Annotated in this window: 19 protein-coding genes and 1 riboswitch; of the genes, 8 read left to right on the top strand and 11 right to left on the bottom strand. The window is 59.0% G+C overall.

Annotation, left to right across the window (positions count from 1 at the left end; translation table 11 throughout):
• Position 1 precedes the first annotated feature (1 nt).
• The 5 genes from thiS to dnaK form a co-directional block, all read right to left on the bottom strand.
• On the bottom strand, positions 2–196 hold the full coding sequence (gene thiS, locus ACR0CG_RS05080) for a sulfur carrier protein ThiS (protein WP_480523098.1): 195 nt from the start codon (positions 194–196) through the stop codon (positions 2–4).
• A complete protein-coding gene (locus ACR0CG_RS05075; protein ID WP_480523097.1) occupies positions 180–1,157 on the bottom strand; it encodes an FAD-dependent oxidoreductase in 978 nt (325 codons plus the stop codon). The genes thiS and ACR0CG_RS05075 overlap by 17 nt, the downstream gene beginning before the upstream one ends.
• Positions 1,154–1,957 carry a bifunctional hydroxymethylpyrimidine kinase/phosphomethylpyrimidine kinase gene (thiD, locus tag ACR0CG_RS05070; protein WP_480523096.1) on the bottom strand — a complete coding sequence of 268 codons (804 nt, stop codon included), beginning with the start codon at positions 1,955–1,957 and terminating at the stop codon, positions 1,154–1,156. Before thiD ends, ACR0CG_RS05075 begins: the two co-directional genes overlap by 4 nt.
• Before the next feature lie 45 nt (positions 1,958–2,002).
• A riboswitch (TPP riboswitch) is annotated at positions 2,003–2,109 on the bottom strand.
• Between the two features lie 262 nt (positions 2,110–2,371).
• Positions 2,372–3,517 carry a molecular chaperone DnaJ gene (dnaJ, locus tag ACR0CG_RS05065; RefSeq protein ID WP_480523095.1) on the bottom strand — a complete coding sequence of 382 codons (1,146 nt, stop codon included), beginning with the start codon at positions 3,515–3,517 and terminating at the stop codon, positions 2,372–2,374.
• A gap of 74 nt (positions 3,518–3,591) precedes the next feature.
• Entirely contained in the window at positions 3,592–5,499 is a 1,908-nt protein-coding gene (dnaK, locus tag ACR0CG_RS05060) for a molecular chaperone DnaK (RefSeq protein WP_321249926.1), read from the bottom strand.
• A 214-nt stretch (positions 5,500–5,713) separates the two neighbouring features.
• Here dnaK and ACR0CG_RS05055 point away from each other — a divergent pair, with 214 nt between their 5' ends.
• Positions 5,714–6,316 (top strand): alpha-ketoglutarate-dependent dioxygenase AlkB family protein, encoded by a 603-nt coding sequence (locus ACR0CG_RS05055; RefSeq protein WP_480523094.1) that lies wholly within the window; start codon positions 5,714–5,716, stop codon positions 6,314–6,316.
• Here ACR0CG_RS05055 and ACR0CG_RS05050 read toward each other — a convergent pair.
• Positions 6,313–7,134: an ABC transporter permease gene (locus tag ACR0CG_RS05050; RefSeq protein WP_170824985.1), complete on the bottom strand. Its 822-nt coding sequence runs from the start codon at positions 7,132–7,134 to the stop codon at positions 6,313–6,315. The genes ACR0CG_RS05055 and ACR0CG_RS05050 overlap by 4 nt on opposite strands.
• A 122-nt stretch (positions 7,135–7,256) precedes the next feature.
• On the opposite strand from ACR0CG_RS05050, the gene cysQ reads away from it, so the two are divergent.
• From cysQ to ACR0CG_RS05015, 7 genes are all read left to right on the top strand, one after another.
• Positions 7,257–8,054, top strand: a complete 798-nt coding sequence (gene cysQ / locus ACR0CG_RS05045; RefSeq protein ID WP_480523093.1) for a 3'(2'),5'-bisphosphate nucleotidase CysQ — start codon at positions 7,257–7,259, stop codon at positions 8,052–8,054.
• Complete coding sequence (locus ACR0CG_RS05040; RefSeq protein WP_480523092.1) at positions 8,054–8,854, top strand: 3-deoxy-manno-octulosonate cytidylyltransferase family protein; 801 nt, start codon at positions 8,054–8,056, stop codon at positions 8,852–8,854. Before cysQ ends, ACR0CG_RS05040 begins: the two co-directional genes overlap by 1 nt.
• A 70-nt stretch (positions 8,855–8,924) precedes the next feature.
• Positions 8,925–9,908: a UDP-glucose 4-epimerase GalE gene (galE, locus tag ACR0CG_RS05035; RefSeq protein WP_480523091.1), complete on the top strand. Its 984-nt coding sequence runs from the start codon at positions 8,925–8,927 to the stop codon at positions 9,906–9,908.
• Between the two features lie 7 nt (positions 9,909–9,915).
• Positions 9,916–10,959, top strand: coding sequence for a glycosyltransferase family 2 protein (locus ACR0CG_RS05030; protein ID WP_480523090.1), 1,044 nt, complete (start codon positions 9,916–9,918; stop codon positions 10,957–10,959).
• 186 nt (positions 10,960–11,145) lie between these two features.
• Entirely contained in the window at positions 11,146–12,132 is a 987-nt protein-coding gene (locus ACR0CG_RS05025) for a glycosyltransferase family 2 protein (protein WP_480523089.1), read from the top strand.
• Positions 12,129–13,829 (top strand): DUF5927 domain-containing protein, encoded by a 1,701-nt coding sequence (locus ACR0CG_RS05020; RefSeq protein ID WP_480523088.1) that lies wholly within the window; start codon positions 12,129–12,131, stop codon positions 13,827–13,829. Before ACR0CG_RS05025 ends, ACR0CG_RS05020 begins: the two co-directional genes overlap by 4 nt.
• A gap of 6 nt (positions 13,830–13,835) precedes the next feature.
• A complete protein-coding gene (locus tag ACR0CG_RS05015; RefSeq protein ID WP_480523087.1) occupies positions 13,836–15,260 on the top strand; it encodes a nodulation protein NodH in 1,425 nt (474 codons plus the stop codon).
• 2 nt (positions 15,261–15,262) lie between these two features.
• Here the strand turns inward: ACR0CG_RS05015 and ACR0CG_RS05010 are convergent, their stop codons facing one another.
• From ACR0CG_RS05010 to ACR0CG_RS04990, 5 genes are all read right to left on the bottom strand, one after another.
• Positions 15,263–15,781, bottom strand: a complete 519-nt coding sequence (locus ACR0CG_RS05010) for a L,D-transpeptidase family protein (protein ID WP_170612703.1) — start codon at positions 15,779–15,781, stop codon at positions 15,263–15,265.
• Between the two features lie 61 nt (positions 15,782–15,842).
• Positions 15,843–16,628, bottom strand: coding sequence for an ion transporter (locus ACR0CG_RS05005; RefSeq protein ID WP_480523086.1), 786 nt, complete (start codon positions 16,626–16,628; stop codon positions 15,843–15,845).
• Between the two features lie 20 nt (positions 16,629–16,648).
• Complete coding sequence (locus ACR0CG_RS05000) at positions 16,649–17,878, bottom strand: class I SAM-dependent RNA methyltransferase (RefSeq protein ID WP_480523085.1); 1,230 nt, start codon at positions 17,876–17,878, stop codon at positions 16,649–16,651.
• A gap of 59 nt (positions 17,879–17,937) precedes the next feature.
• Entirely contained in the window at positions 17,938–19,770 is a 1,833-nt protein-coding gene (locus ACR0CG_RS04995; protein ID WP_480523084.1) for an ABC transporter ATP-binding protein, read from the bottom strand.
• Positions 19,767–21,605, bottom strand: a complete 1,839-nt coding sequence (locus tag ACR0CG_RS04990; RefSeq protein WP_480523083.1) for an ABC transporter ATP-binding protein — start codon at positions 21,603–21,605, stop codon at positions 19,767–19,769. Before ACR0CG_RS04990 ends, ACR0CG_RS04995 begins: the two co-directional genes overlap by 4 nt.
• Between the last annotated feature and the right edge of the window lie 189 nt (positions 21,606–21,794).

The following is a 21,794-nucleotide window of genomic DNA, read 5'->3' as shown; positions in this document are numbered from 1 at the left end:
GTCAGCCCCCCTGCATCGGGGCGACAACTTCGACCCGGTCACCATCTTCGAGTTTTCGGGCCAGTCGAAGGCTTTTAGGGACGAACTGTTCATTCACAGCAGTGGCGACGCAGCCCGAGAATCCACATTCCGCCAGCAAATCTGACAGGGTTTCTGCGCGGCTTTCGCGCGCCTCGCCATTAAGCACGATCTTCATCGACCATCTCCGAATGTTTGTTTTCCAGCGCCAGATCGGCGACACCCTGTGCCAACGCGGGCGCAAGCAGGTAGCCATGGCGATACAGGCCATTGGCATAGATCGTTCGACCCAACCGGCGGATGCGAGGCAGGTTGTCGGGAAAAGCGGGGCGAAGATCGACACCGACTTCCAGGATCTCAGCCTCACCAAAGGCCGGGTTCAGCGCATAAGCCGCGCTGAGAAGCTCCAGCATCGAGCGGGCGGTAATCCGGCCGCTGTCCTCGGATTCGATCATCGTTGCGCCCAGCATGTAGACCCCGTCACCCCGCGGGACGACATAAAGCGGCATGCGCGGGTGCAGCAGTCGCACAGGGCGAGAGAGCGTGACATCCGGGCAGCGGATCACCAGCATCTCGCCTTTGACGCCACGCAGATCATGCAAGATCTCGCGCGCGTGCAACCCCCGGCAATCGATCGCATTCTCCAACCGGGAAGGGGCCAGTTTACGGTGAAAGAGCACACCTCTGTCCCTGAGGTGGCTGTAGAGGTCCCGCAACGCTTGCCGGGGATCAAGATGGGCCTCTGCCCGGAAGAAGAGACCGTTACCGAAATTGCTTATTTCAGGCTCTAAATCAGTGATTTTCGCACTTCCGACTTCTGAATACCCATCCGTTCGGCGTGCAAAGCGGCGCAAATCCGGCAGGTCGCGCGAATGCGCAACAACCAGCGTTCCGCAACGATGCACCCGCGTTCTGGCGGCCCACCAGTCAATCGCTGCTTGTCCAAGCCGCAGAACCGGCTCCTCGGCATTTTCGTATTCACACCAGGGGGCAAGCATGCCACCCGCCCACCAGGAACAGCCATGTGGACCCGGCGCACCTGCCGGGTCGAATATCTGCACGTCAGCGCCGCGCGATACCAACTCGGCTGCAACAGTCAGACCGGCTACTCCGGCACCTATGACCGACCAGACGGTCATGCGGGCCAAAGCTGATGAAAATGATGAACTGGCCCATGCCCGCGACCAATGTCCAGATCATCGGACCGGGCTATCGCGCCTTGCAGATAGCTGTGCGCATCTGCAACGGCCGTCATCAGCGTTTTTCCCAGCGCCAGGCCGGCAGCAATTGACGCGGACAATGTACAACCGGTGCCATGCGTATTTCTGGTTTTCCGGCGCGGTGCCGTGAACTCTGCCACCAAGCCCGAAGCGTCGATCAAGAGATCACGGCAAATGTCGCCGGATCCATGCCCGCCCTTCATCAGAACGGAATCTGCGCCCATGTTACACAAGGCAAGCCCCTGTTTTACCATCTGATCCGGCGTCTCCGCAGCCGGGCAATCCAGAAGGCGTCCGGCCTCGGGCAAGTTCGGCGTCAATAGCGTGGCTATGGGCACGAGCACCGCCCGCAATGTCGCAACCGCGTCTTCTGTCAGCAAGGCATCGCCGGATTTGGCGATCATCACAGGATCCAGAACGATGGAACCACGGAACCCTGCAAGGCTGTCTGCAACACATCGGATGATCTCCGGCGTCGCCAACATGCCAATCTTGACGGCGCCCACGCTCAGATCAGACAGAACGGCATCGATCTGTGCGGCGACAGTATTCAGCGGGATCCCGTGAACGGCGGTAACGGCCCGTGTGTTTTGCGCGGTCACGGCGGTGATCACGCTGGCACCATAAACCCCCAAGGCAGACATTGCCTTGATGTCAGCCTGAATTCCGGCCCCACCGCCACTGTCCGAGCCTGCAATTGTCAGCGCAATAGGCGTCATATCGTTACTCCATCAAAATTGGGCAACGCGCGCATGGAAAACGTCTGACAATCTGAGACCGTTCCCTACGCCGGTATTGCCCGGATCAGGTTCGATGGGTTAGCGCATTAACGCCTCTCAGCCCTTCGATCAGGGCACCCCAACGGTTGACCGGACAATCACAGGCACATCGGAAAAACACAAGACTGAATTTGATCTGTATTATGGCCACCCTGACACCTTGGGTAAGGCCAAAAGTATTTGCGAGGCTCTGCCTCGCGCTCCGGGATATTTGGGGCCAGATGAACAAGGGATCTTTCCTTCATCTGGCCAAAAATATCCCGGGGGAGGCGCCCAAAGGGCGGCGGGGGCAGCGCCCCCTGCAACAAAAAAGCCGCCCGAAACCGGGCGGCTTTGGTCGGGAAAGCGGTTCCCTTAGCTTTTCATGCCATCCCAGAAGGACTTGACCGACGAGAAAAAGCTTTTTGATTCCGGGTGGTTGTCCTCTCCCAGATCGTCAAACTCACGCAGCAGTTCTTTCTGGCGACTGGTCAGGTTGACCGGTGTTTCCACAGCCAGTTCGATGAACATGTCACCCACGCCACCGCCACGCAGGGCGGGCATTCCCTTGCCACGCAAACGCATCTGGCGGCCCGACTGGCTGCCTGCCGGGATCTGCACCCGGCCACGACCGCCGTCGATGGTGGGCACTTCGATCGAACCGCCCAGCGCGGCCTTGGCCATGCTGACCGGCACGCGACAATAGAGGTTTATGCTGTCGCGCTCAAACAGCTTGTGATCGGACACTTCGACAAAGATATACAGATCGCCCGGGGGGCCACCACGCATTCCGGCCTCACCCTCACCCGCCAGACGGATGCGAGTTCCGGTTTCGACACCGGCTGGAATGTTGACGGACAGCGCCCGTTCTTTTTCCACGCGACCCGCGCCGCCGCAGGATTTGCAGGGTTTCTTGATGATCTGACCCAATCCCGAACAGGTCGGACAGGTGCGTTCAACGGTGAAAAAGCCCTGTTGCGCGCGGACCTTGCCCATACCCGAACAGGTCGGGCAGGTCGTCGGTTCTACGCCGCTTTCAGCGCCCGACCCATCACAGGCCGAACAGGCCACGGCAGCGGGCACGTTGATAGTCTTTTGCAGACCCGCAAACGCCTCTTCCAGCGAGACGCGCAGGTTGTAACGCAGGTCAGAACCGCGTGCGGCACGACGGCCACCGCCGCCGCGCTGGCCACCCATGAAATCGCCGAACAGGTCGTCGAACACGTCCGAAAACGCGCTGGAGAAGTCGCCCTGACCAAAGCCGCCGCCGGGTCGTCCGCCGCCACCCATGCCGTTTTCAAACGCGGCATGGCCAAAGCGGTCATAGGCGGCCTTGCGTTCTGAATCTTTCAGAACGTCATAGGCTTCGTTCGCTTCCTTGAACTGCGCCTCGGCTTCCGGGTTGTCCTTGTTGCGGTCGGGATGCAACTCTTTGGCTTTCCTGCGAAAACCTTTCTTGATCTCGTCCGCCGATGCACCCTTGGACACGCCGAGTACATCGTAATAGTCGCGTTTTGACATCAGTGTTTCCTTCTGCCTCAACGTAAACGGGCCGGCCCGGTATCCGGACCGGCCCGAATTGGCCCGGTTACCCGTTAGTTACGCTTGTCGTCGTCCAGATCTTCGAACTCGGCGTCGACAATATCGTCATCACCCGGAGCGGCGTCCGCGGCTGCCGGTTCATCCTCGGCCTCTTCGGACTGCGCCTTGTAGATGGCCTCGCCCAGTTTCATGGCCGCTTCGGTGACGTTCTGGATACCCGACTTGATTTTGTCGGCATTTTCGGTTTCCAGTTCGTCCTTCAACGCAGCAATCGCCAGTTCGATAGCTTCGATGGTGGTCGGGTCGACCTTGTCGGAGTGCTCTTCCATCGACTTCTCGGTCGAGTGGATGAGGCTTTCCGCCTGGTTCTTGGCGTCGACCAGTTCACGGCGTTCCTTGTCGGCTTCCGCGTTCTCTTCGGCGTCCTTGACCATCTTCTCGATGTCCTCGTCGGACAGACCGCCCGAGGCCTGGATGGTGATCTTCTGTTCCTTGCCGGTGCCTTTGTCCTTGGCCGAAACCGAGACAATGCCGTTGGCGTCGATGTCGAAGGTCACCTCGATCTGAGGCATGCCGCGCGGTGCTGGCGGGATGTCTTCGAGGTTGAACTGACCCAGGATCTTGTTGTCCGAAGCCATCTCACGCTCACCCTGGAACACGCGGATGGTTACGGCGTTCTGGTTGTCCTCGGCCGTCGAGAAGACCTGAGACTTCTTGGTCGGGATCGTGGTGTTGCGGTCGATCAGGCGGGTGAACACGCCACCCAGCGTTTCGATGCCCAGCGACAGCGGGGTCACGTCAAGCAGAACCACGTCTTTGACGTCGCCCTGCAGAACACCGGCCTGAATGGCGGCGCCCATGGCAACAACTTCGTCCGGGTTCACACCCTTGTGCGGCTCTTTGCCGAAGAATTTGGTGACCTCTTCGATCACTTTCGGCATCCGGGTCATACCACCGACCAGAACAACCTCGTCCACGTCAGCAGCCGACAGACCGGCGTCTTTCAGAGCGGCGGCGCAGGGCTTCATCGACTTCTTGATCAGATCGCCAACCAGCGATTCCAGCTTGGCGCGGGTCAGTTTCATGACCATGTGCAGCGGCTGGCCGTTCGAACCCATCGAGATGAACGGCTGGTTGATCTCGGTCTGCGAGGTCGAGGACAGCTCGATCTTGGCTTTTTCAGCAGCTTCTTTCAGACGCTGCAGCGCCATCTTGTCGGCAGACAGGTCGACACCGTGTTCCTTTTTGAACTCGTCCGCCAGGTAGTTGACGATGCGCATGTCAAAGTCTTCACCACCCAGGAAGGTGTCACCGTTTGTCGACTTGACCTCGAACAGGCCGTCGTCGATTTCCAGGATGGTCACGTCGAAAGTACCGCCACCAAGGTCATAGACCGCGATGGTTTGAGTGTCTTTCTTGTCCAGACCATAGGCCAGCGCGGCAGCTGTGGGTTCGTTGATGATCCGAAGCACTTCCAGGCCGGCGATCTTGCCCGCGTCCTTGGTGGCCTGACGCTGCGCGTCGTTGAAGTATGCCGGAACGGTGATGACGGCCTGCGTGACTTCCTCACCCAGATAGCTCTCGGCGGTTTCCTTCATCTTGCCCAAAGTGAAGGCCGAGATCTGGCTTGGGGAGTACTTTTCACCGCGGGCTTGGACCCACGCATCGCCATTGCCGCCATCAACGATGGCGTACGGCACCATTTTCTTGTCTTTTTCGACTTCGGCATCATCCACACGACGACCGATCAGACGCTTGACGCCAAAGATCGTGTTGTCGGGGTTGGTGACCGCCTGACGTTTTGCAGGCTGACCGACCAGTCGCTCATCTTCGGTGAAGGCGACGATCGAGGGCGTGGTCCGCGCCCCTTCGGCGTTTTCGATGACTTTCGGCTGCGAGCCGTCCATGATGGCCACGCACGAGTTTGTGGTACCAAGGTCAATCCCGATTACTTTACCCATATTTTCAATCCCTTTCTCTTCAAGGCGATGTCCCGAGGCCGGGACCCGTTATGGCATCCCTGCCCCGATCTGCATTGCGTAATGGCCCTACACCATTGCGCGTCCCGGCGTATATAAGGGCGCGACGAAAGGCCTGCAAGCGGTGTAAAACGCAGGTTTTCGGGATTTTGTGGCCTTTTTCGGCAAGGTTTTGGCAAGGATTGAGGATTCTGGGATGGCCCGGCTGATTTTGCGCGGATTCGACATCAGAAAGGGCTGGCTGGATGCATCGGCCCAGACGCAACTGATCGAAACGCTGCGCCCGATTCTGAAAGCGGCGCCACTGGTGCGGCCGGTGACGCCGCAAGGCAAGGCTATGTCGGTGCGCATGACCTCGGCCGGGGCCGTTGGCTGGGTCACGGACCGGGATGGCTACCGGTATCAAACACAGCACCCGCAAGGGAAGGCCTGGCCCGACATTCCCGAACCGATCCTGAACCTGTGGCACGACCTTGCCAGCAGTGAACGCGACCCCGATTGCTGTCTGATCAATTATTACGGGGAAGGCGCCCGAATGGGTCTGCATCAGGACAAGGACGAGGCCGATTTTTCCTGGCCGGTTCTTTCGGTTTCGCTGGGGGATGATGCGCTTTTTCGGATCGGCAACACCACCCGAGGCGGCAAGACCGAGTCGATCTGGCTGAATTCGGGCGACGTTGTCATCATGGGCGGGCCAGCACGGCTGACTTATCACGGGATCGATCGCATCCGCTTCGGATCTTCCAAACTCTTGCCAAAAGGCGGGCGGATCAACCTGACTCTGCGGGTGGCCCGTTAGCGGCGTGCGTCCCAGCTTTGAGACACGTGTTTGCGTGTAAAGAACTCACCCAACAGCCCGATCATCAGCAGCGCTATGCCGACCCACAAGGCATATTCCCAGTTTGTGTTCCGTGGAAAATAGTTGCGGAAAATGAAGCCCCGGGCCTGGTCGATGATGTGAAACAGCGGGTTCCAGGCGAACATCATCAGGATATAGCCGCCCAGCGCATTGGCGACGAACATCTTGCCCGAGAACACCATGTTCAGACGCCGATAGATGTTTTTCAACATCTCCGCCGTCCTTGGAAACCACGGCTTCAGGGCCATCAGGTTCAATCCCACCGTGCATCCCACAAACCAAGACAGGATCAGCATTCCGAAGGCGCCGCCTGGGTCCAGAATATCCAAAGGTTCAACCGCGACATGATACACGAACAGGATCACCAGTATTGAAACGAGCTGCGTGTAAAGCGCGCCGAAGGCCGCCGCCAAAAGCATGATCATCGGATTCATCGGCGAATGCAGCATCATCGGATTGTTCCCCGGCGCAATACCGGCAATCGCGGATACCGACTTTACATGCATGATGAACATGAAAACGCCCGACAGCATGTAAAGCACGAAGTTGCCGCGGATTTTGGCAATCCGTCCCCCCATGAATGACAGGATCAGGTAGAAGACCGTGGCCAGAATGACGATCTGCATGATGTTGATGAAAATCGCGATAACAGCATTCGAATGTTGCGAGCGTATCTGCCGCACGACGGCGTGAAACACCAGTTCCGCCGTGGTGAAGGCACCGCCCAAAAGCGTTTGGTTGCGCTTGTAATAAAACACCCGACGCGTCTTTCCTGCTTCTTTGCCCAAAAACTGGCACGAAATTCTTGCCGTTCCGTAACCGTCACATCATAAGTCCAACAGGACATTGGATCAACAAATCCCAGGAACGGAGCATTTTTGTGACCTACGACGCGTTAATTCCCGTCATCAGACGCCTTGCCCTGCAAGCAGGGGACAAGATCATGCAGATATATGAGGCGGATGATTTCGACGTGAAGGTCAAATCCGATAGCAGCCCCGTGACCGAAGCGGACGAGGCGGCAGATGCCCTGATCTCGGCCGGTCTGCGCGAAGCCTTTCCCGACGTCCTGCTGGTGACCGAGGAACAGGCGGCCTCGCACACGCAGAAGGGCGACACGTTCCTGATCGTCGACCCGCTGGACGGCACCAAGGAATTCATCAACCGGCGAGGTGATTTCACCGTCAATATCGCGCTGGTCGAAAACGGCGTTCCCACGCGCGGCGTTGTTTATGCACCTGCCCGGGGCCGCATGTTCTACACGCAGGCCGATGGCCGGTCGGTCGAAGAAACAGGTGCGCTTGAGATGGACATTATCGGGGACGTTACGCCAATTTCAGTGTCTGAACCGGACAATTCCGCTCTTTTGGTCGTGGCCTCGAAATCGCATCGGGACCAGGCGACCGAGGATTACATCAACAAATATCAGGTGAAGGACAGCAAAAGCGCCGGCTCGTCGCTCAAGTTCTGCCTTGTGGCCACTGGCGAGGCCGACATCTATCCACGGGTTGGCCGCACGATGGAGTGGGACACCGCCGCCGGACACGCGGTTCTGGCCGGCGCCGGGGGCAAGGTCGTTCGCTTCGACGATCATTCACCGCTGACCTATGGCAAGGAAGACTATGCAAATCCGTTCTTCATTGCCTACGCTCCGGGTGTGGAACTGAAGGAAGCCTGATGTCTGTACTGATCGCAATCCCCGCCCGTTACGCGTCGACCCGCTATCCGGGCAAACCGCTGGTGCCGCTGGCCGGTGCAAGTGGCGTGTCCATGACCCTGATCGAACGATCCTGGCGCGCTGCGTGTTCGGTGTCCGGCGTGGACCGCGTTGTAGTGGCTACAGACGATGACCGCATTCGTGACGTGTGCGAAGGGTTTGGGGCGGAAGTGGTCATGACCTCCGAGACTTGCGGTAACGGCACGGAACGCTGCGCCGAAACCCATGCCAATCTGGGTTCGGGTTACGAGATCGTCGTCAATCTGCAGGGAGACGCACCGCTGACACCGCATTGGTTCGTCGAAGATCTGATCACGGGGTTACGTACGGCCCCTGACGCGGGTGTGGCCACGCCGGTCCTGTGCTGTGACGGTGATGCGCTGAACAGCCTGCTGAATGATCGCAGGAACGGAAGGGTCGGCGGCACAACCGCCGTGTTCGGTGCAGATCACAGCGCGATGTATTTCTCGAAAGAGGTGGTCCCCTTTACCACGGCCACTTATGCGGGTGACGAGCCAACCCCGGTGTTCCATCACGTGGGTGTTTATGCCTATCGACCCGATGCGCTGGCCGCTTATCCCGACTGGCCGGTGGGGCCGCTGGAGAAACTGGAAGGACTGGAGCAGCTTCGGTTCATGGAGAACGGCCGCAAGGTTCTGTGCGTGGAGGTTGAGGCCAAGGGCCGCCAGTTCTGGGAACTGAACAACCCGCAGGACGTGCCCAAGATCGAAGAAATGATGGCCGCTATGGGGTTGGATTGAACATTTTTACCCATTTCACCGCCTCCTTTCATGGCCTAGTGTTTTTTGACGTTCGGAAATTGGATCACCCATGACAGTTGTTCTTGTCACCGGCGGCGCCGGATATATCGGGTCGCATGCCTGCAAGGCCCTTGCTGCCGCAGGCTATACGCCTGTGACATATGACAATCTGGTTACGGGCTGGCAGGACGCGGTTAAATTCGGGCCGTTCGAGCATGGTGATCTGCTGGACCGAAGCAGGCTGGAACAGGTGTTTGCCAAATACCGTCCCGCTGCGGTGATGCACTTTGCTGCTCTCAGCCAGGTGGGCGAAGCGATGGTGCAACCCGGCAGATACTGGGCGAACAATGTCGCCGGTTCGCTGAACCTCATCGAAGCAGCCGTCGAAGCCGGATGTCTGGATTTCGTCTTTTCGTCGACCTGTGCCACTTACGGCGATCAGGACAATGTGGTGCTGGACGAAAACGCGCCACAGAACCCGGTGAATGCCTACAGCTCCTCGAAACGCGCGATTGAGGATATTCTGCATGATTTCGGGGCCGCGCACGGGCTGAATCACGTCATTTTCCGCTATTTCAACGTTGCAGGAGCTGATCCTGACGCGGAAGTTGGCGAGTTTCACCGGCCCGAAACCCATCTGGTGCCGCTGATGCTGGATGCCATCGACGGTAAGCGGGATGGTCTGACCGTGTTCGGAACCGATTACGATACGCCGGACGGCACCTGTATCCGCGATTACGTTCATGTCTGCGATCTGGTGGATGCCCATGTTCTGGGGCTTAAATGGCTGGAAAACGGTAAAGGCAACCGGGTGTTCAACCTGGGGACCGGGTCGGGGTTTTCGGTGATGGAAGTGATCGAGCAATCCGGCGCGGTCACCAACCGAACAGTGCCCTATACGATCGGGCCCCGTCGCGCCGGGGATTGTACGCGGCTGGTTTCGGGCTCGGACCGGGCGGAACAGGAACTGGGCTGGCGGCCGAAAAGATCAACGTTAGAGACGATTGTCCGGGACGCATGGCGCTGGCACCAGACCGGACACTACGAGAAATGAGGGTCATGTGACCGCGCACCCGGTTCAGGATCTGCCACCCATTGGCTGGGCGCAGATGTACCGGTTGCGGCTGAAACGCCGCGGGCTCTTGTGGCGCTCATTCCGAAGCCGCCGCCAGCTGTCCTGTCTTGAGGACCGGACGGAGAAAATCGGTAAGGGAGATATTCTGGCCTTTACCACACTGCGCAACGAGATGACGCGGCTGCCGTGGTTTTTTGAACACTACCGAACCCTCGGCGTGGATCATTTTCTGATCGTCGATAACGGCAGCGACGACGGATCGACCGAATATCTGTTGGAACAACCCGATGTTTCGGTCTGGAACACGACGGCCAGCTACCGTGCCGCACGGTTTGGCCTGGACTGGCTGACCTGGCTGCAGATGCGATACGGGCACGGGCACTGGACCTTGATGGCTGATGCGGACGAGTTGCTGATTTACGCCCATCACGAGACCAGATCGCTACATGATCTGACCGCATGGCTGGAGTCGCACAGGCAAGACGCCTTTGGCGCGCTGATGCTGGATCTGTATCCGCAAGGGCCGCTGGGGGATCAAAGCTATGACCCCGAGACCGACCCGATCCGGGTGCTGGACGGGTTCGACAACGGTCCCTACCGGGCGCAGCGCCAAAGCCCGCTGGGTAATCTTTGGGTGCAGGGCGGAGCCCGCGAGAGGATGTTTTTCTCAAATGCCCCGCGTCGGTCGCCCACGCTGAACAAGATCCCTCTGGTACGCTGGTCCCGGCATTATGCCTTTGTAAACTCGTGCCATTCCGCGCTGCCGCGCCGGTTGAACACCACCTATGACGGCCCGGGGGGGACTGCGGCCTCGGGTATCCTGCTGCACACCAAATTCCTGCCGGATGTCGTCGACAGGTCCGAAACCGAGAAGACCAGGCGTCAGCATTTTCATGATCCGGACCAATTCGGGCCATATTACGATGGCATAATTGCGCAACCTGTCATGTGGACAGAGCGATCAGAGCACTACGCCGGATGGCAGCAATTGCGAGCGCTGGGGCTGATAAATGACGGGGGCTGGAACTGAATTGCCGCCTTCCCGACAGAATTGCAACGCCCCCGGCTAACAACTTTTAAACCCGTTGCCTCGCAAGATGCATAGGTGGCATAAAACGGCAATGGCTCGGATCCACTCAGGCTTGAACAGGCCCCGGGCCTGCTCGCGTAATAATAAGGGTTGGGCAGTCGCGTGAGCCTGTTGGATTCATATAGAATGAGGCTTCGGCGCAAGCGCCGTCTGGTACGCTGTGTGCGTAAACGGCGTGAGTTGCGCGCGGTTTCGAACAACACCGCGCAAATACAGCGTGGCGATGTCCTGCTGATGAGCGTTGTGCGCAACGAAAAGATCAGGCTGCCGTTCTTTCTGGACTATTATCGCAACCTGGGCATCAATCACTTCCTGTTTGTCGATAACGACAGCGATGACGGAACCTGCGCCTTTCTTGAGGCGCAGCCGGATGTGTCCGTCTGGCAGGCCGAGGCCAGCTATAAGCGCGCATCCTTTGGTCTGGACTGGTCCAACTACCTGCTGCGCAAATACGCGCCCGATCACTGGGTCCTGACGGTCGACCCGGATGAGTTCTTCATTTACCCGTTTTGTGACACCCGCCCGATCCGCGCGTTGACGGACTGGCTGGATGGCTGTGCCGTGCGCAGCTTTGGCACCATGCTGATCGACATGTACCCGCAAGGTCCGGTCGATGAGGCGCCATATCAAGAAGGGCAGGATCCGTTCGAAATCGCGAACTGGTTCGACTCGGGCAACTACATGATTACCCGAAACCCCGATTATGGAAATCTGTGGATTCAGGGCGGCCCCCGCGCGCGGGTGTTCTTTCAGGACAATCCCTCAAAAGCTCCGGCGCTCAACAAAATACCGCTGGTCAAATGGGACAAGCGGTATGTCTATGTCAGCTCGACCCATTCCCTGCTGCCGCGCGGGCTGAACCAGGTCTATGACGAATGGGGCGGTGAAAAGGCCAGCGGCGCGTTGCTGCATGCCAAGCTGATCAACACTCTGGGCGACAAGGCGCGCGAAGAACTGCACCGCGGCCAGCATTATCGCGGCTCGGGCGAGTACCGGGCCTATGCCCAGCGACTGGAAGGCAAACCGGTTTTTTGGTGCGACTGGTCCGAGAAATACATCAACTGGAGACAGCTTGAGATTCTGGGCCTCTTGTCGAAAGGAAACTGGGCATGAGCGGTCTGGGCGTCGTCATGCTGGTGCATACAGCACTGGACCGTGCCGAGCAGGTCGCGCGCCACTGGACAACGTCCGGCTGCCCGGTAGTGATCCACGTGGATCGTAAGGTTTCCGACCAGGCATTTGCCGAGTTTTCCGAGGCCTGCGCCGACAATCCCCTGATTGTATTCTCGGACCGGCATGCCTGCGAATGGGGCGGCTGGGGCATCGTCGCAGCCTCGCAATGCGCGGCGACGCTGATGCTTGAACAGTTCCCGGATGTGCGTCACGTATTTTTGTCGTCCGGGGCCTGTCTGCCCCTGCGGCCCGTGCAGGAGCTGATCGACTATCTGTCGGACCGCCCGCGCGTCGATTTCATCGAAAGCGCGACCACCGCCGATGTCAGCTGGACCATCGGCGGTCTGGATCATGAACGGTTCACCCTGCGATTCCCGTTTTCCTGGCGCAAGCGCCGCAAATTGTTTGATACTTACGTCAAACTTCAACGCGCCCTGGGCTTGCGGCGGCGTATCCCGGACGGGCTGGTCCCGCATATGGGCAGCCAGTGGTGGTGCCTGACCCGGCAGACCCTGTCGGCCATCCTGCAGGACCCCAAACGCCCCGTGTATGACCGCTATTTCCGCCGCGTCTGGATACCCGATGAAAGCTATTTCCAGACGCTCGCAAGGCTCTATTCAACGCATATCGAAAGCCGCTCGCTGACCTTGTCCAAGTTCGACTTTCAGGGTCGGCCGCACATATTCTATGATGACCACCTGCAATTGCTGCGCCGTTCGGACTGTTTTGTGGCCCGCAAGATCTGGTGGAAGGCCGACCGGCTGTATCAGTCGTTTTTGACCGATCAAGCTGGGGCGATGAAACCGGCCGAGCCAAATCCGGGCAAGATCGACCGGGTGTTTTCCAAAGCGGTCGAGCGGCGCATGCGCGGGCGCGACGGGCTTTACATGCAAAGCCGGTTTCCCCGACATGGCAGCGAAAACGGCCTGACGTCGTTTCCATATTCGGTATTTCAGGGCTTTTCCGACCTTTTTGAAGATTTCGAAACCTGGCTGGAAAACACAACAATCACACGCGTACATGGTCATGTGTTCGGCCCTGAACGGGCAGAGTTTGCGGGTGACCAGACAATTACGAACGGCGCACTCAGCGATTGCGCCACATTGCGCGACTACAACTCGAAGGCTTTCCTGTCGAACCTGATCTGGAATACTCGCGGCGAAAGACAGTGTTTCCAGTTCGGCCCGGCGGACACGCAGGATATCAATTGGTTTCTGGCGCGCGACAAGAACGCACAGATTTCAGTGATCACCGGAGCCTGGGCAATTCCTCTGTTCCGGTCGAACCGGAACTTCGCCGATATCCGCAACGAGGCCGCGCGCCTGCAACAGATCGAAAGCAAGCAGCTTGAGGTTCTGACCTCGGTCTGGACCAAGGCGCGGGTGCGCACCTGGTGTCTGGCAGAGTTTGTCGAATCTCCGATCGAGGCGCTGCATGAGGTGATAGACGAGATCGGAACCCAGCAACCGAGCCACCTGATTGAGGCGCCGAAGATGGTTGATCTGTCCGGCTTCGGTCAATTCCTGCAAAACCTGAAGAACCAGGGAATGCACCCGTATCTGATGGGCGATTTCCCGGTAGACGACGTGTTTGGCAGCCAGACCAAACCGTTCCGAAAACCCTATTTGGTTCAGTAAATCGCCATGTCCGGTCCCTGGGATTACTTCATCGTTCTTGGCGCCATGCGCACGGGATCCAACCTGCTGGAAGCCAATCTGAACGCACTGGAGGGCGTGAATTGCCACGGAGAAGCGTTCAACCCGCATTTTATCGGCCGATTGAAGTCCGAGGAATTGCTGGGTGTTTCGCTGGACGAACGCGACCAAAATCCTGACCTGTTACTAGACGCCATCAAAGCAGCCCCCGGCGCACTGAACGGGTTTCGCTATTTTCAGGGGCACGATCCCCGCGTGCTGGAGCCTGCGCTGAGCGACCCGCGCTGTGCCAAGATTGTTCTGACGCGAAATCCGCTGGACAGCTACATCTCACTGAAAATTGCGCGGGAGACCATGCAATGGCAGTTGAAGAACATAAAGCGCCGCCGCGATGCTCTGGTCACGTTTCAGGCTGAAGAGTTCTCGGACTACATGGATCAGCAGCAGGAATTTCAACTGATGCTGCTGAACCGGCTGCAGAAAACCGGGCAGACCGCATTTTTTCTGGCCTATGACGATCTGAACCGGCTGGATATTCTGAACGGATTGGCATCGTGGCTTGGGGTACAGGCGCGGCTGACGGCCCTAGACGACACGCTCAAACCCCAGAATCCCGGCCCGGCCCTGTCCAAAGTCTCAAACCCGGAGGAATTGGAACAGGCGTTGTCCGGAATGGACGCGTTCAACCTGCATCGTAACCCGGGATTCGAGCCGCGCCGCGGGCCGGCAGTAGGCCAATACGTCACTGCCGCCCGGACACCTTTGATGTATCTTCCCTTGCGCGGCGGAAACGACAACGCGGTGACGACATGGATGGCCGATCTTGATGGCAGCGCGCCGGTCACGAACCGCAATCGCAGGCAAATCCGGCAATGGCTGGAGGCCAACCCCGGACACCGCAAATTCAGTGTCTTGCGCCACCCTTTGGCGCGGGCCCATACCGCGTTCTGTTCAAAGATTCTGAGTACCGATCCAGGCGCCTATGCTTCCATCCGAAATACCCTGCGCAACCGCTTCAAACTGCCCATTCCCGGCCAGATCCGCGACGGTAATTACCCCTTGGAACAGCACTATCAGGCGTTTGCGGCCTTTCTGAAGTTCCTGCACCACAATCTGTCCGGGCAAACGTCCATTCGGGTGGACGGCGTTTGGTGCAGTCAGGCGCAGGCGCTGGAGGGGATGTCGGCCTTTGCGCTGCCCGATCTGATTCTGCGGGAAGATGAACTGGCCGCCGCCCTGCCGGAACTGGCGCGTAAAACGGGCCATCCTTCGCCGCCCCAACCGGCAACATGTGCGCCGGACACCCCCTACGCGCTGGATCAGATTTATGACACAGAACTGGAAGCGCTGGCGGTTGAAACCTACCAGCGCGACTATCAGCAATTCGGGTTTGGAGACTGGAAACCGGTCTAGGATCAGGGGCGCAGGGTGATCAGCGTGCCTTTGTTCACCATCGCGTAAATCTCTTCGATTTCTTTGTTTTTTACGGCGATACAGCCTGCCGTCCAGTCGGGCGTCTTACGGGAGCGGCGGATTTCAGACCTGAGGCTGGGCTCACCATGAATGAAGATGTCACCGCCCGGATCGACGCCTGCTGCTTTGGCCTGCGCAATGTCTTCCGAATTCGGGTAGGAAATCCCGATCGACAGGTGATAGCGGCTGCGCGGGTTCCGGCGGTCAATCAGGTACGACCCTTCGGGTGTGCGGCCATCGCCGCGTTTTGTCTTGGTGCCTTGGGGCGCAAAGCCCAGCGCGACATCGTATTCTTTCAGTATCCGTTCGTTGTGCAACAGATACAGCTTGCGCGCGCCCTTGTTGACGACCAGCGACGTCACCTCGGGTCCGCGATATGTCAGAAATTTCGGGTTGGCGGATGCACATGCCGAAAGGGCCAGCGTCGCCATCGCCCCTAATCCAAATACTCGACGATCCATATATTCACTGCCTGCTTCTGCTTTTTTGCGATGATTATGCCAGAAAACGCGAAATTTGAAATCACTTTTTGCTGTTCAACTGCCTGGTCAGGTGGCGCTCGATGGTTTCCAGACGCTCCAGAACCTCATCGCGGTAGGCATCGGTTTTGACTTCATCCTCGGCATGGTGGGCATCCTGCATCGAGTTGACGATCAGACCGACCAGCAGGTTCACCACGGCAAAGGTCGTGACCATGATGAAGGGCACAAAGAAAATCCACGCGTAGGGATAGACCTCCATCACCGGGCGGACGATGCCCATCGACCAGCTTTCCAGCGTCATGATCTGAAACAGCGTATAGGCGGACAGGCCCAGATCACCGAACCAGTCGGGGAAAGACTGAGAGAACAGCTTGGTCGCGATAACGGCGCCGATATAAAACAGGATCGCCATCAGCAGAAACACACTGGCCATGCCGGGAAGCGCCGAGATGAACCCTTCGACAACGCGGCGCAGGCGCGGGGCCACCGAAATGACACGCAGAACCCGCAGGATACGCAGCGCCCGCAGCACTGACAGGCCCGCACCACCCGGAATGAGGGCGATACCCACAATCAGAAAATCGAAAATATTCCAGCCGCTTTGAAAGAACCGCCGACCGGTTGCCACAAGCTTCATGGCAATCTCGGCCACAAAGATTGTCAGGCACAAGCTGTCCAGCGTCACGATCAGGGGGCCTGCGCGTTCCATCAGACTGGGCGAAGTTTCCATGCCCAGCAAGACGGCGTTAAAGATGATGACACCGGTGATGAAACGCCCGAATGCCGGGGCTTCGATAACAGTCGAAAGGCGCTGGGTGATCCCCATTGTGAATATCTCCGGTCTGATCATTGTGCTGGGCCTAAAGTGAACCGCGCGGCAAGTTCGGTGTGTGACGACCACCGAAATTGGTCAACGACCTGTACCCATTCAAGGGCATATCCGGCATCAACCAGAATTTTTGCATCCCGCGCAAAGGTCACGGGGTTGCAGGACACGTAGGCCACGACCGGACGCAGCGCCTGCGCCAGTTCGGCCACCTGCGCCTGCGCGCCCGCACGAGGCGGGTCCAGCACAATGGCGTCAAAAAACTTGAGCTCATCCGGCATCAGGGGTCGGCGAAACAGATCGCGGGCCTCGGTCGTGATCCGTTTCAGGCCTTTGGCTTTGCGCCAGCCCTGGTCCAGCGCCTTGGTCATCGCCGCTTCGCCTTCGACGGCGTGAACCTCGGCCTGTTCCGCAAGCGGTAACGAGAGCGTACCGCAACCCGCAAACAGATCGGCGACGCGCTTCGCGCCCTGCGTGGCCTGCAAAACTGCCTGTATCAGAGCCTGTTCTCCGTCCTTGGTGGCCTGCAGGAATGCGCCGGGCGGCGGGGTGACTTCCGCCTGACCAAACCTCTGGAACGGAGGCGTACGCATGGCGATCACCTCTCCATCCCAGGCCAGCCTTGCCAGCCCGTATGCCTCAGTCTCCTGCGCCAGCGCCAGTTCCAGCGAGCCGTCCAGCGGCTTGCCGCCCTGAACGGATACATCCAGGCCGACCTCGGATAATGTCAGCGTCACGGCCAGCACGCCTTTTCGGCTGCCGCCCAGAACGGCCAACGCTTCGGCAATGGGGATGGCAGCGACCAGCGCCGGGTCGAGCAACTGGCAATCGGGGATCTCGGTAATCGTGTCCGAAGCGCGCCCGTGAAACCCGGCCAACGTTCCCTTTTTCGTTCGACGCACCGCGATTGTTGCCCGACGGCGCGACCATTCCGGCGACGTATGGATCGGACGCATGGGCGCGCTCAGGTCCTGTGCTGCCAGTGCGTTGCGCACCACTTCGACCTTCCAGTCCGCGACAAAACTGTCGGCTGCATGTTGCAACTGGCATCCGCCACAGGCTTTGTAGTGGCGGCACGGCGCCTTGACTCTGTTTTCCGATGGGGTGTCCACGCGGATATCGCCGAGAATCTGGCCCTGCAACGTCCCGCTGACCACTTCTCCCGGCAGGGTGCGCGGCGCGTAGACCGGGCCTTCGGCGATGCCGTCGCCCTGATGGCCAAGACGGGTGATGGTGAATTTCTGCGTCATGCGTGGCCTGATACCGGGGCTGCGCCCGCAACAAAACCCCTGACTGAACGCTTTGCGCCTTATTCCGCCGCTTCGGCCTGAATGAAGCCGCCCGACTGACGGTGCCAGAACCGGGCGTAAAGCCCACCCTGCTCCAACAGCGCCTCATGGGTACCGCTTTCCACGATGCGTCCATGATCCAGCACGATAATTCGATCCATCTCGATCAGGGTCGACAGGCGGTGCGCGATGGCCAGAACGGTTTTGCCCTGCATGACACGATGCAAGGCGGCCTGGATCGATGCCTCAACCTCGGAATCCAGGGCCGAGGTTGCCTCGTCCAGAACCAGTATCGGCGCATCTTTCAGAATGGCGCGGGCCAGCGCGATTCGCTGGCGCTGACCACCGCTAAGCTTGACGCCCCGCTCCCCCAGATGCGCTTCATAACCGGTTCGACCCTGCGCATCCTCAAGCCCGAGGATGAATTCATGCGCTTCGGCCTTCCGCGCGGCGGCGATCAGTTCGGGTTCCGTGGCGTCGGGCCGGCCATACAGAATATTCTCACGGGCCGAGCGGTTGAACATCGCCGTTTCCTGCGTGACCATCCCGATCTGGCTGCGCAGGCTGTCCTGCGTCACCTTAGAAACGTCCTGTCCATCGATCAGGATCGCGCCCTCTTCCCGGTCATAAAGCCGCAGCAGCAGGGACACCAAAGTCGATTTTCCGGCCCCCGAGGCACCAACCACACCCAGCTTTTCGCCGGGCGCGACGGTCAGGTTCAGATCTGCAACCCCGCCGATATCCCGCCCATAGGCGAAACTGACGTTTTCGAAAGCGATGCGCCCTTTGGTGACGTTCAGACGTGTTGCGCCGCTGCGGTCTTCGATCCGGTCCCGCCTGGTCAGTGTCTTCATGCCATTCTCGATCTCGCCGACATTGGCATAAAGGCCCATCAGCGTGAAACTGACCCAGCCTGTCATCTGCGCGATGCGGATCGACACCGCGCCTGCCGCGACGATATCGCCTGCCGTGGCAAAGCCTGCCTGCCACAACCAAAGTGTGGCTCCCAGCAAAAGCACCGGCAACACGCCTGCCAACGCCATCAGGATGGATCGGAAACTGGCCGAGAGCCAACCGAAATCCAGCGACTTTTCGCGCAGGGTCATCATGGCGTCACGCGCGGCCTGATCCTCGTTGTCGGAATGGGCGAACAGTTTGACCGTCTTGATGTTCGTGATGGTATCCACCACCTGCCCCGACACCATTGCCCGGGCTCCTGCCCGCGCGGCCGAACGCAGGCGGATGCGTGGCAAGTACCATCGGATCAACAGCAGATACACCGCAAGCCATCCGGCAAAAGGCAGCATGACCAGCGGATGAATTGACCCTAACAAAAGCAAAGATCCCGCAAGCGAGGCCAGCGCAAAAACGATTGCACTGATGACATCCGACACCACCGACGCCATGGCATTCGACGTCTGCATCTGTTTCTGCGCGATCCGGCCGGCAAAATCGTCGTCGAAATAGGTCGTCGATTGGCCCAGCGTCCAACGATTCAACCGGGCCAGAACAAGCGGCGTAATGTTGGGCATCACAACGTAATTGTTCGAGAAGGACGACAAGGCCGCGATGATCGGCCGCAACAGCATCAAAAAGATTGCGGCACCACCGAAGGCCCACAGATTCCGTTCTTCAAACAGGTTCTCCGGCCCGCTGGTGGTGGCAATGTCGATCACCTTTCCCAGTATCCACGCGGTGGCCACTTCTGCTGCTCCGCCCAGCATGGAAAGGAACGCCGCCACAAACAGGATCGACCAGGACCCCGCCAGGCACCAGCGAATGAACGCCCCCAACCTCTGCGGAGGGGGCGTGTCAGCGCCTTTGAAAGGATCGATGAGGTTTGCAAGCCTCATTCAGCAGCCTCTGGGTTCAGGAAGCCGCCAGACTGCCGCGCCCAGAACTGCGAGTAAAGCCCGCCTTGCGACAGCAGTTCAGAGTGCCTGCCCTGTTCCACGATCCGGCCCCCATCCATCACCAGAATGCGATCCATCTGCGCAATGGTGCTGAGCCTGTGGGCGATGGCGATTACGGTTTTACCTTGCATCATGCCGTAAAGAGTTTCCTGAATTGAGGCTTCGACCTCGGAATCTAGGGCAGAAGTCGCCTCGTCCAACAACAAGATCGGCGCGTCCTTCAGGATCACCCGCGCCAGCGTGACCCGCTGCCGCTGACCGCCGCTTAGTTTCACGCCGCGTTCACCCACATGGGCATCGTAGCCTGTGCGCCCTTGTGGGTCTTGCAGGTCAAGGATGAAGTCATGCGCCTCGGCCTGTTTGGCGGCGGCGATCATCTGCTCTTCCGTGGCGTCGGGTCGACCATAGAGGATGTTGTCCCGCACCGATCGATGCAACAGCGCACTGTCCTGCTGGACCATGCCGATGTGGCTGCGCAGACTGTCCTGCGTGATGTTGGCGATGTTCTGATTGTCGATCAGGATTGCACCGCTCTCGACGTCGTAAAACCGCAAAAGCAGCTTGACCAGGGTCGATTTCCCGGCCCCCGACCGCCCGATCAGGCCGATTTTTTCACCCGGGCGGATTGTCAGATCGACGTGATCCAGACCACCGGTTTCACGGCCATAGTGATGGGACAGGTCGCGGATTTCGATCTGGCCTTTGGTCAGCTGCAAATCGTCGGCCTTCGGTGCGTCCAGCAGGTCGATGGGCTGCGCAATCGTTTCCATCCCTTCGGCAACAATACCGAGCTGGCGGAAAAAACTGGTCAGCGCCCACATGATCCAGCCGGTCATGGCATTCAGCCGCAGGGTCAGGGCGGTGGCGGCGGCAACCACACCGACCGTTGCGCTGCCCTGCATCCACAGGGAAATGGCCCAGCCCACAACGCCGACGATCAGCAGACCGTTCAGCGTGACCAGAACGGCATCCATCACGGTGAAGATCCGCATCTCGATCTGAAAGGTCCGCCGCGTTTCCTCGATCGCTTCGCGGGCGTAGTCGAGCTCCTGCGTATCGTGCGCGAACATCTTCACCGAATGAATGTTGGTGTAGCTGTCCACCACCCGCCCGGTCACGTTCGAGCGCGCATCAGACGCCGCCTTTGACGCCGGTTGCACTCGCCGCACGGTCCACCGGACCAGAGCTGCATAGAGCGCGAACCAGATCAGCAGCGGGATCAGAAGACGCGCGTCTGCCGCATAAAGAAGGATTGCCGCACCGATCAGATAGGCCAGCGAAAAGGATATCGCGTCGAAGACCTGAAAAATCACCTCGCCAGCAGCCGGAGGGGTTTGCATGATCCGGTTTGCGATACGTCCGGCAAAGTCGTTTTCAAACCAGCCAACGGACTGGCGCAGCACGTGTTTATGCGCGCGCCACCGGATCAGGGTGCCAAAATTCGGCAGGATTGCGTTGTTCAGCAACAGCACGTCCACCACATGCAGCAAAGGCCGCAGGAACAAGACAAAGACCGCCATCAGGATCAGTTCCGTTCCATGCGCCTGCCAAACCTCGGTAGGCGATCCGCTGAGCAGGTCCACGACGCGCCCCATATAGTAGATCAGACCGATCTCGACCCCGGCCACGATGACAGAAATCAGCGCCGTCCAGATGAAGATCCTGTAGAACGGGCTCGAATAGTCCAGCATGAATGGCCACAGCCGCGTCGGCGGTGTGTCGGTCTCGGTATAGGCGACAAAAGGGTCAACAAGGTTTTCGAAATAGCGAAACATGGAGAGTGCTCCGATTGAGCATAAACTAGGGGCGTGCGAAGAAAGATGGCGCCAGAACACCACCCTTACGGGTCAAAGTGTTCCGGCTTTAGCCGAACCAGATCCCGTAATACATTCGCATTCCTCCATCCATGTGACAGGGGCAAGTAACCACAAACGATTTGACTTGTCATCCCTTTTTGAGACCTC

Source organism: Ruegeria sp. AB8, from assembly GCF_056542605.1.
This window is presented reverse-complemented; position numbering and strand designations above follow the sequence as displayed.